Annotated in this window: 9 protein-coding genes, 2 tRNA genes and 1 other RNA gene; all 12 read left to right on the top strand. The window is 61.6% G+C overall.

The genetic code is table 11. The annotated features are described in order from the left end of the window. Positions 1-19: 19 nt before the first annotated feature. The 12 genes from ACHHRT_RS07160 to pheT all read left to right on the top strand — a co-directional run bounded on the left by ACHHRT_RS07160 (position 20) and on the right by pheT (position 10,072). Positions 20-107, top strand: a tRNA-Ser gene (locus ACHHRT_RS07160). Positions 108-146: 39 nt separating this feature from the next. Beyond that, positions 147-245: signal recognition particle sRNA small type (gene ffs, locus ACHHRT_RS07155), an RNA gene on the top strand. Between the two features lie 61 nt (positions 246-306). Beyond that, a complete protein-coding gene (gene dnaX, locus ACHHRT_RS07150; protein WP_395499065.1) occupies positions 307-2,094 on the top strand; it encodes a DNA polymerase III subunit gamma/tau in 1,788 nt (595 codons plus the stop codon). Positions 2,095-2,110: 16 nt separating this feature from the next. Beyond that, positions 2,111-2,419, top strand: coding sequence for a YbaB/EbfC family nucleoid-associated protein (locus ACHHRT_RS07145; RefSeq protein ID WP_395499064.1), 309 nt, complete (start codon positions 2,111-2,113; stop codon positions 2,417-2,419). A gap of 6 nt (positions 2,420-2,425) precedes the next feature. Further along, positions 2,426-3,034, top strand: a complete 609-nt coding sequence (gene recR, locus ACHHRT_RS07140) for a recombination mediator RecR (protein ID WP_395499063.1) — start codon at positions 2,426-2,428, stop codon at positions 3,032-3,034. Between the two features lie 139 nt (positions 3,035-3,173). Next, a tRNA-Val gene (locus tag ACHHRT_RS07135) sits at positions 3,174-3,248 on the top strand. 80 nt (positions 3,249-3,328) lie between these two features. Further along, entirely contained in the window at positions 3,329-5,257 is a 1,929-nt protein-coding gene (gene thrS / locus ACHHRT_RS07130; RefSeq protein WP_395499062.1) for a threonine--tRNA ligase, read from the top strand. An 88-nt stretch (positions 5,258-5,345) separates the two neighbouring features. Beyond that, positions 5,346-5,885, top strand: a complete 540-nt coding sequence (gene infC, locus ACHHRT_RS07125) for a translation initiation factor IF-3 (protein ID WP_395499067.1) — start codon at positions 5,346-5,348, stop codon at positions 5,883-5,885. A 17-nt stretch (positions 5,886-5,902) separates the two neighbouring features. Continuing rightward, entirely contained in the window at positions 5,903-6,100 is a 198-nt protein-coding gene (gene rpmI / locus ACHHRT_RS07120) for a 50S ribosomal protein L35 (protein ID WP_395499061.1), read from the top strand. Positions 6,101-6,111: 11 nt separating this feature from the next. After that, on the top strand, positions 6,112-6,462 hold the full coding sequence (gene rplT / locus ACHHRT_RS07115; protein ID WP_395499060.1) for a 50S ribosomal protein L20: 351 nt from the start codon (positions 6,112-6,114) through the stop codon (positions 6,460-6,462). A gap of 151 nt (positions 6,463-6,613) precedes the next feature. Then, on the top strand, positions 6,614-7,621 hold the full coding sequence (pheS, locus tag ACHHRT_RS07110; protein ID WP_395499059.1) for a phenylalanine--tRNA ligase subunit alpha: 1,008 nt from the start codon (positions 6,614-6,616) through the stop codon (positions 7,619-7,621). A gap of 15 nt (positions 7,622-7,636) precedes the next feature. Continuing rightward, positions 7,637-10,072: a phenylalanine--tRNA ligase subunit beta gene (gene pheT / locus ACHHRT_RS07105; RefSeq protein ID WP_395499058.1), complete on the top strand. Its 2,436-nt coding sequence runs from the start codon at positions 7,637-7,639 to the stop codon at positions 10,070-10,072. Positions 10,073-10,074: the final 2 nt, after the last annotated feature.

Here is a 10,074-nt window from a genome sequence, read left to right as displayed (position 1 = left end):
CATGAGAAAGTTTTTTCCCGGAGAGGTGACCGAGCGGTTGAAGGTGCACGCCTGGAACGCGTGTGTGCGGCAACGTACCGTGGGTTCGAATCCCACCCTCTCCGCCAGTGGAAATAGTTAAGTGGTGTCTGGTCATACAGTGCGATAGCCGGGTCCCGCGCAACAGAGGCTCGCAAACTCCGTCAGGTCCGGGAGGAAGCAGCGGTAGCGAAATTCTCTGTGTGCCGCGGGGGTGCCTGGCTATCCTTTTTTTAAGGGCCGCCACCAGTTGCATTGGCTTTTTATTTTACCACTTGGCCCAAACCTATGTCCTATCTCGTGCTGGCCAGAAAGTGGCGGCCCCAGACCTTTGAGCAGGTGGTGGGGCAGCGCCCGGTGGTGCGGACCCTGCAAAACGCCTTGCGTTTGGACCGGGTGGCCCATGCCATGCTCTTTTCCGGGGTGCGGGGGGTGGGCAAAACCACCCTGGCCCGTCTGATGGCCAAGGCGATCAACTGCCGGGCCCAAGAGGCGGGAAAACGACCCTGCAATCAGTGTGATTCCTGTCGCGAGATCAGTGCCGGCAGCGCCGTCGATCTCCACGAGATTGACGGGGCCAGTAATCGCGGCATTCAGGAGATCCGCGAACTCAAAGAAAATATCCGCTTTCTGCCGGTGGCCGGCAAGCACAAGATCGTCATCATCGATGAAGTGCACATGTTGACCACCGAGGCCTTCAACGCCCTGCTCAAGACCCTGGAAGAGCCCCCGGCCCATGTCTATTTCATGTTCGCCACCACCGAGCTGCACAAGATTCCGGTTACCATCCTTTCCCGCTGTCAGCGCTATGAACTGACCCGGGTGCCTTTTGCCGAGTTGCTCGATTTTTTCCGGCGGGTGGCCGAGGCGGAGCAGGTCAGGATGCCCGACTCGGCCCTGGCCATGATCGCCCGCGAAGCCGATGGCAGCGTTCGTGACGGTTTAAGTCTGCTGGATCAGGTTTTCTCCTTCGGCGGCCAGGAGGTGGGCGATGACGATGTCCGCCAGATGCTGGGATTGGTGGATCGCCAGGTTTTTGAACGCCTGGCCCGGGCCCTGCTGGCCGCCGATCTGGCCCTGGTACTGGAAATTTTCGATCAGAGCTATCGGGCCGGCATGGACCTGAAGCGGTTTGCCGCCGATCTGCTCAACTATTTTCGGAATCTGGTGGTCTGTCGGGCCACCGAGCACCCCGAGCGGCTGCTGGATCTGGCCGATTCCGATCTGGCCGGCCTCAAGGAGCTGGCCGCCGGCCAAAGCGGGGAGACCCTGCTTTACTGCTTTAACCTGCTGCTCAAGGGGATCGAGGAGATGCAGTACGCCTCCCGCCCCAAGCTGGTGCTGGAGATGACCTTCGTCCGGGCCACCCAGGCCGGCCAGATCGTGCCCGCCGCCCAGATCCTGGGCCGCCTGGAGCAACTGCTGGCCGGCCTGCCCGGGGGTGGTGGGGGAGGAGCGCCGGCCGCGCCGGGAGAGGGGACGCCAAAGCGGGAGACGTCTTATGGCCCGGGAGGAGCGCCGGTCGGCGGAGGCGGCTCCCGGCTGGCCGAGCCGGCCGCGGAGCTGGTCAAGGCCCCGCCAGTCGCCGCCCAACCGGAGCCGATGGTTACGGCGGAACCCGTTTCGAAGCCGGCTCCTGCGGTCGAGCCCCGGATCGCGCCCACCCCGTCGGCCGAGTCGGGCCCCAAAGAGGGGGGGCGGGATCTGCGCCGGGATTGGGATGGTTTTGTCCGTTATGTCCGGGAGCGCAAGGTGTGGATGGCTCCGGTTCTGGAGATGGCGGCCGGCGCCCGGGAGGAGGGGGGAGAGCTGCTGGTCCGCTACGACGATTCGGCCGATTGCAAGTTGCTGGAGGAGCCGGAAAACAGTCGGCTGCTCACCGAATACGCCCAGGATTATTTTCAGCAGGAGCTGACCCTGCGACTGCGGATTCGCGGGGGGGACAGCGTGGTGGTTGATGGCGATGGCTTGCCCCAGGAGGAGCGCCGGGCTCTGGCCAACGACCCCCTGGTCCAGGCGGTGACTGAAATCTTCAATGGCGATGTGGTCGGCATCCGTACCGGCAACAGCCACTGAGCGAGAGGATATTGCGATGGATATGAGCCAGATTATGAAACAGGCTCAGCAGTTTCAACAGAAGCTGGCGAGCATGCAGGCTGAAATGGCCGAACGTACCGTGACCTCCAGTGTGGGGGGCGGAATGGTTCAGGCCACGGTCAACGGTCGGCATCAACTGGTGGGGTTGAAGATTGAGCGGGAGGTGATCAATCCCGATGATCCGGAGATGCTGCGCGATCTGGTGATGGCGGCGGTTAACGATGCCATGGCCAAGGCCCAGGAGATGATCCAGGCGGAAATGGGACGCCTGACCGGGGGCATGAATATTCCCGGCCTGTTCTAAAAAGTTATGAATGTCGTCCCCCCGGCCCTGGCCCGCCTGATCAGTGATTTTAGCAGGCTGCCCGGTATCGGCCGCAAAACCGCGACCCGGCTGGCGCTGCACCTGTTGCGCCGCCCGCCGCTGGAGTCCCAGGGGTTGGCCCGCAGCCTCAACGAGCTGCATCAGCTGATTACCCTCTGTTCGGTCTGTTTCGCCTTTTCCGAGCAGGATCCCTGCGAGATCTGCCGCAATCCCGGCCGGGATGACGGTCTGGTCTGCGTGGTGGAGGAGCCCGCCGATCTGATGGCCATCGAGAAAACCTCCTCCTTTAAGGGTAAGTATCACATCCTGCATGGGGTCCTCTCCCCCATGGATGGAATCGGCCCCCAGGAGTTGAAGATCGGCCTGCTGCTGGAGAGGGTCCGGCGCCACCAGGTGGGGGAGGTGTTGATCGCCACCAGCTCCACGGTGCCGGGGGAGGCCACCGCCGCCTACCTGATCCGTTACCTGCAGGAACACAGTCAGGCCAGGATAACCCGGCTGGCTTATGGGATTCCCATGGGGATGGATATCAAGTATGCCGACGAGCTGACCCTGGCCCGGGCCATCGAGACCCGTCAGGAGCAGAAATTATAGCCCCGGCGGCTTATCCCCTTGACAGCGGGCCGATAAGCTGGTAATTCCTTGCCGTTTAGCAACCCCAACTGTTGGCGGTCGGGGCGGTATGGTCGGCCCGGGAAAAATGATCCCCGGCCTGCTGCACAGCATATTTTACAGGCGCGTAGCTCAGTGGGAGAGCGCTACCTTGACACGGTAGAAGTCGGCGGTTCAATCCCGCCCGTGCCTACCAGAAAAGAACCGGGCTTCGCAATGGTTCATCCGTTTTTCGGATCGTCCTTGCGAAGCTTCGTTTTTAATGCAGACGGATAAATGGCTGAAATAACTGTAAGATACTCCCAAGAAAGCAGAAGCTTTCCCTTGGGGACCACCGCCGCCGAGGTGGCGCGCGCAATGCTCTCCAACAAGGAGCGCAAGCGAACCCTGGCCCTGCGGCTGGAAGGGGAGCTGTTGGATCTGTCAGCCCCCATCACCACCGGCGGTGAAATTGCCCCCCTGACGGTGGAGAGCCCTGAAGCCTTGGATCTGCTGCGCCACAGCGCCGCCCATGTGATGGCGGCGGCGGTGCTGGATCTCTTCGGCCAGCAGGTTAAGGTCAGTATCGGCCCGGCCACCGAGGATGGTTTCTACTACGATTTCGACCGCGACCACCCCTTTACCCCCGAGGATTTGGAGAAGATCGAGGCCAGGATGGCCGAGATCGTCGCCGCCGATCAGCCTTTTACCCGGGAAGAGATGGGGCGTCAGGCCGCCAGCGATTTTTTCCGGGGCCTGGGCCAGGATTACAAGGTCGAACTGCTGGCCGAGATCGAGGCCGAGCAGGTTTCGCTCTACCGACAGGGCAGTTTTGTCGATCTTTGCCGGGGACCCCATCTGCCCAGCACCGGTTGGCTCAAGGCCTTCAAGCTCACCCGTCTGGCCGGGGCTTACTGGCGTGGTGATGAAAAGAACAAGATGCTGCAGCGGATTTACGGCACCGCGTTCTTCGACAAAAAGGATCTGCGGAACTATCTGGAGCGGCTGGAGGAGGCCAAGAAGCGGGACCACCGCCGGCTGGGCAAGGAGCTGGAACTGTTCACCATCCAGGACCAGATCGGCCCCGGCCTGATTCTCTGGCAGCCCAAGGGGGCGCTGTTGCGGCGGCTCATCGAGGATTACTGGCGGCAGGAGCATTACCGCCACGGCTACGAGTTGCTCTATACGCCCCATATCGCCCGGCGCGAACTGTGGCAGACCAGCGGTCATCTCGACTTTTACGGCGAGAACATGTTCTCGGCCATGGATATCGAAGAGGTGCAGTATCAGCTCAAGCCGATGAACTGCCCCTTCCATATCGCGATCTACAAAACCAGGAAGCGCAGCTACCGGGAGTTTCCCCTGCGCTGGTGCGAACTGGGCACGGTCTACCGTTTCGAGAAGACCGGGGCCCTGCATGGCCTGATGCGGGTGCGGGGCTTTACCCAGGATGACGCCCATATCTTCTGCCGGCCCGATCATCTGGAGGAGGAGATCTTCCGGATTCTGGAGCTTAACCTCCATATCCTGCGGGCCTTCGGCTTTGCCGACTACGATATTTATCTCTCCACCCGTCCGGAAAAATATGTGGGCAGTGATGAGCACTGGGAGCGGGCCACCGAGGCCCTGAAGTCGGCCCTGGAGCAGAAGGGCCTGGCTTACCGGGTCGATCCCGGCGAAGGGGTTTTCTACGGGCCCAAGATCGATATCAAGATCAAGGATGTCCTGGGTCGGGCCTGGCAGTGTTCCACCATTCAGGTGGATTTCAATCTGCCGGAGCGTTTCGACCTCGGCTATACCGGGGCCGACGGCAACGAGCATCAGCCCATCATGATCCACCGGGCTCTGATGGGCTCGCTGGAGCGCTTTTTCGGGGTGTTGATCGAGCACTACGCCGGGGCCTTCCCCGTTTGGCTGGCTCCGGTGCAGGCCCGGATCTGCAATATCACCGACGCTCAACTGGATTATGCCGAACAGGCTTACCAGCAGCTGCGTCGGCAGGGGGTGCGGGTGGAGTTGGACAGCCGCAACGAAAAACTCAATTACAAGATCCGTGAGGCCCAGCTGCAGAAGATTCCCTATATGCTGATCGTCGGCGATAAGGAGGCGGCCGAGGGCACGGTGACCGTCCGCCTGCGGGATGGCAAAAACCTGCCGGCCATGACCATTGCCGATTTTGCCGCCCTGGTTGAGGCCGAGAGCGACCAGAACGTTTTGACAAAATAGATATTGGCGAAATTATGCCGGAAATGGTATAAAGCCTGCCGGCGAGCGGTGCCCCCATTAAGTTAAGTAGGCAAGGAGGTCTGGTATCATTAAGGGCAAACGGAAGGAACCAGAGAACAAGGAGGTCAGGGCGCGGATCAATCAGCAGATCCGTTGCGATGAGGTCCGGTTGATCGATGCCGATGGCGCCCAGGTCGGGGTGATGTCGCCGCGTGAGGCCCTGGTTCGGGCCGAAGAGTCCGGATTGGATCTGGTGGAGGTTTCCCCCACCGCCAAACCCCCGGTCTGCCGGATCATGGATTACGGCAGATACCGCTACGAGCTGAGCAAAAAACAGCAGGAAGCCAAAAAGAAGCAGACGGTTGTCGAGGTAAAGGAGATCAAGCTGCGGCCCAAGACCGAAAAGCACGATCTCGATTTCAAAATCAAGAATATTAAGAAATTTCTCCAACAGAAGAACAAGGTCAAGGTTACCCTGCGCTTCCGTGGCCGAGAGATTGTTTATGCCGAGACCCTCGGTCGTGAGGTGCTGGAACGGCTTGGGGCCGAGTTGCTGGAGGATGGGGTTATCCTCCAGACCCCCAAGATGGAAGGGCGCCAGATGACCATGCTGGTCGGCCCCAAGTAAAATAAAGGAGTTAAGTCATGCCCAAGATGAAAACCAACCGGGGAGCGGCCAAGCGCTTCAAGTGTACGGGCTCCGGCAAGGTGGCCCGCCGCAAAGCTTTTGCCAGCCATATCCTCACTAAAAAATCGACCAAAAGAAAACGCTCGCTGCGTCAGGGCGGCATTGTTGATGCCACCAATGCCCCCGGCATCAAGCGTTTGATTCCCTATCTGTAAGGAGAGCAGCCATGCCCAGGGTAGCACGTGGTTTCAAGGCGCGTCGGCGTCGTAAAAAAGTTCTGAAGTTGGCCAGTGGTTATATCGGTGGTCGCCATCGCCAATTCCGCAGCGCCACCGAGGCGGTGGATCGGGCCCTCTGCTATGCCTACCGTGATCGGCGTCAGAAGAAGCGCGATTTCCGCAAGCTCTGGATTGTTCGTATCGGTGCGGCCGCCCACGAGAACGGCACCACCTACAGCCGCCTGATGGGTGGTCTGAAGAAGGCCGAGGTGGATCTGGACCGTAAGGTGCTGGCCCATCTGGCGATCATGGATCCCGCCGGTTTTGCCGAAGTGGTGAAGATCTCCCAGACCCACTGAGGCGGAGTCGGCCCCGCTGTAAACGGATTTGCCATGCCCTGACCGGCCCGTGCGACGCCTCTTTGCAAGAGGTCTTCGTCCGGGCCGGTGAATTTTCGACTTTTGAGCTCGGGGCGTGGCAACTCCTCATCTTTCGGAGTGTTACGGTCTTATGGAAGAGGAGCTGCAAAGTCTGCGGGCCGAGGCCGAGGCCGCCTTGGCGGCGGTCAGCGGTCCGGCCGACCTGGAGGCGTTCCGGGTGGAGTATCTCGGGCGCAAAGGGCGTTTTAGCGGTCTGATGCGGCTGCTCGGCCAGGCGTCCACCGAGGAGCGGCCCCGGCTGGGTAAGCTGGCCAATGAGGTCAAGGCGGTGGTGGAGGGGCTGTTCAATGCCCGCAAGGAGGAGTTGGAGGGCGCGCTGCCCGCCGCCTCCCCGGTGGGCGATCTGACCCTGCCCGGTCGTCGCCGCCCCGCCGGCGGTATCCATCCGGTGACCCAGGTGATGGATGAAGTTTGCGCCATCTTTGTCGGCCTGGGCTTTGCGGTGGCCGAAGGGCCCGATGTGGAGACCGATTTCTACAATTTCGAGGCCCTCAATATTCCCCCCCATCACCCGGCCCGGGCAATGCACGACACCTTCTATGTCGATGAGGGGAGGCTGCTGCGGACCCATACCTCACCCATGCAGATCCGGGCCATGGAGCAGGCCAGCCCCCCCCTGCGGATGATTGCTCCGGGCAAGGTTTACCGTTGTGATTCCGACATCACCCATACCCCGATGTTTCATCAGGTCGAAGGGTTCATGGTGGATCGCAAGGTCTCCTTTGCCGATCTTAAAGGGGTGCTGTCGGTGTTTATCACCCGGATGTTCGACGCGCAAACCCCCATCCGCTTCCGACCCAGCTTCTTCCCCTTCACCGAGCCCAGTGCCGAGGTGGATATCGGTTGCGTGATCTGTGGCGGCAAAGGCTGCCGGGTTTGCAAGCAGACCGGTTGGCTGGAGATTCTGGGTGCCGGGATGATCGATCCCGCCGTCTTTGCCAAAGTCGGCTACGATGCGGAGCAGTACAGTGGATTTGCCTTTGGTCTGGGGATTGAGCGAATCGCCATGCTCCGTTACGGGATCGGTGATATCCGCCTCTTTTATGAAAATGATCTGCGCTTTCTGGCCCAGTTCTGAAAACGGTTAGTCCCCATGAAATGTACCGAAAACTGGCTTAAGGAGTATGTGGCCGTCGAGTTTGGCCCGGATGAGATCGCCGCCCGCCTGACCATGCTGGGGCTGGAGGTGGACGCGGTGGAGCCCCTCTATCCGGGCCTGGATGGCGTTTGCGTGGGCCGGGTCCTGAGCGTGACCCGGCACCCCAACGCCGACCGTTTGAGCCTCTGCGAGGTTGATGACGGTGGCGAGCGGCCGCGCCGGGTGGTCTGCGGCGCTCCCAATGTCCGGCCCGGCATGTTCACCCCCCTGGCTCTGCCCGGCGCGGTTTTGCCGGGCAATTTCAAGATCAAGGCCAGTAAGATTCGCGGTGAGAGCTCCGAGGGGATGCTCTGCGCCGACCGGGAGTTGGGGCTGGCTGAAGGTCAGGTGGAGAGTGGCGGGATCATGGACCTTGACCCCGGGGAGTTTCCCGGGCTGGTTCCGGGAGCCCCATTGGCCCAGGTTCTCGGTTTGCGGGATACCATGATCGAGGTTGATCTCACCCCCAACCGCCCCGACTGTGCCGGAGTGATCGGTCTGGCCCGTGAGCTGGCCGGTTCCGCCGGCCTGCCCCTGCGGCAGCCCGAGGTCAGCCCTCCCGAGCTGGCCGGATCCGAGCCTCCCTTTGCGGTGAAGGTGGAAGCCCCCGATTGTCTGCGTTATTGCGCCCGGCTGATCCGGGGGGTCAAGATCGCGCCCTCCCCCTGGTGGCTGCGGCGGCGCCTGCTGGCGGTGGGCTTGCGGCCGATCAACAACGTGGTTGATGTCACCAACTACGTGATGATGGAGTACGGCCAGCCCATGCACGCCTTCGATTTTGACCGCCTGGCCGGCGGCCTGATCCGGGTGCGGCGGGCCGAGGCCGGTGAGAAGATGACCACCCTGGACGGGGTGGAACGGCAACTGACCCCGGAGATGCTGCTGATCGCCGATGCCGCGCAAGCGGTGGCCGTTGCCGGCATCATGGGTGGTTCCGACAGCGAAGTAGGCTTGGAAAGCGTCAATATTTTGCTGGAAAGCGCCTGTTTTGAAGCTAAAAGCGTCCGCGCCACCGCCGCCGCCCTCAAGCTGGCCACCGACTCCTCCTACCGTTTTGAGCGCGGGGTTGATCCCCAGGCCGCTCCCCGGGCTCTGGCACGGGCGATGAAGTTGATTGTCAGCCTGGCCGGTGGTGAGGTGGCCCCCGGGGGGGTCGATTATCGCGAGGGGGTGGTCGATCCCCCCCTCTTGACCCTGCGGCTTGGCCGGATCAACGATCTGCTCGGCACCGACCTTGATCTGGAGACGGTGGCCCGTCATCTGGCCGGGATCGAGATCCACGGTGAGCGGCTGGATGACCAGGCTCTCCAGATTCGCCCTCCCTCCTTCCGGGTTGATCTGGAGCGGGAGGTGGACCTGATCGAGGAGGTGGCCCGGCTGATCGGTTACGATCGGATACCCACCGCCATGCCCATGGTGGCCATGGAGATGCCGGCAACGGCTGATGGTGATCAGCGTCCCCGCATCAAGGCGATCATGGCCGCCCTGGGTTGTTATGAGGCGGTTAATTACAGTTTTGTTAATCCGGCCCATGCCGACTGGATGGGGTTGGATGCTGCCGACCAGCGCCGCCGCATGCTGCCCCTGCTCAACCCCTTGAGTGAAGAGCAGGGGGTGATGCGTACCACCCTGCTGCCCGGCCTGCTGGAGAACGCCCGGCACAACATCAATCACCAGTGTCCCGATCTGCGGCTCTTCGAGCTGGGCAAGGTTTTCTTTGCCGAGCCGTCCTCCGCCCTCCCCCGGGAGGAGGAGCGATTGGCCGCGGTATTCGGTGGCCGGCGGCATCCCGGCTCCCCCCTGCTCTGGGAAGGGGAGGCCACCGTCGATCTTTACGATCTCAAGGGCTTGCTGGAGGAACTGCTGGACGGGTTACGACGGTCGGGACCGGTGCTGGTCCCGGCGGAAGATCCCCCCCCCTACGCCCTGCCGGGGAGCTGTTTCAACTTGAACCATGAAGGCGGAAAATTGGGGGAATGTGGAAAACTTCACCCCAGGGTGCTGAAAGCATTTGGCATCAAGCAGGAACTCCTTTATCTTGACCTGAGCAGCAGCCGCCTCCTGGCACTGCCGGCCACGCGGCCGGCCTTCACCCCCTTGCCCAGGTTCCCCTCGGTTAAGTGGGATCTGGCCCTGCTGGTTCCCGAAGAAGTTCCCGCCGGGGAGATGCTGACGGTCATCCGGCAAGCGGGGGGCAAGCTGCTGGAGCATGTGGAAATTTTTGATGTTTATCGCGGTAAAAATATTGAACCGGGACGGAAAAGCGTGGCGTTTGCCATCCATTATCGCGACGCTGAGCGCACCCTGAACGAGGAAACAGTGGCGGTGGTACACCGGAAGATCATTGATCAACTGGTTATCCGCTTCCACGGTCAACTACGAGAGGCCTAGAC

Origin of the sequence: Desulfurivibrio modestus, assembly GCF_044068625.1 — a bacterium.
Classification (GTDB): Bacteria; Desulfobacterota; Desulfobulbia; order Desulfobulbales; family Desulfurivibrionaceae; genus Desulfurivibrio.
The sequence above is the reverse complement of the archived record's forward strand: the minus strand, read 5'-3'. Positions and strand labels throughout refer to the sequence as shown.

What these genes read in the sequence shown, in the direction of transcription:
- rpmI (WP_395499061.1), top strand. Translation starts at nt 5,903, where the DNA reads ATGCCCAAGATGAAAACCAACCGGGGAGCGGCCAAGCGCTTCAAGTGT.
- pheS (WP_395499059.1), top strand. Translation starts at nt 6,614, where the DNA reads ATGGAAGAGGAGCTGCAAAGTCTGCGGGCCGAGGCCGAGGCCGCCTTG.
- ACHHRT_RS07145 (WP_395499064.1), top strand. Translation starts at nt 2,111, where the DNA reads ATGGATATGAGCCAGATTATGAAACAGGCTCAGCAGTTTCAACAGAAG.
- rplT (WP_395499060.1), top strand. Translation starts at nt 6,112, where the DNA reads ATGCCCAGGGTAGCACGTGGTTTCAAGGCGCGTCGGCGTCGTAAAAAA.
- dnaX (WP_395499065.1), top strand. Translation starts at nt 307, where the DNA reads ATGTCCTATCTCGTGCTGGCCAGAAAGTGGCGGCCCCAGACCTTTGAG.
- thrS (WP_395499062.1), top strand. Translation starts at nt 3,329, where the DNA reads ATGGCTGAAATAACTGTAAGATACTCCCAAGAAAGCAGAAGCTTTCCC.
- pheT (WP_395499058.1), top strand. Translation starts at nt 7,637, where the DNA reads ATGAAATGTACCGAAAACTGGCTTAAGGAGTATGTGGCCGTCGAGTTT.
- recR (WP_395499063.1), top strand. Translation starts at nt 2,426, where the DNA reads ATGAATGTCGTCCCCCCGGCCCTGGCCCGCCTGATCAGTGATTTTAGC.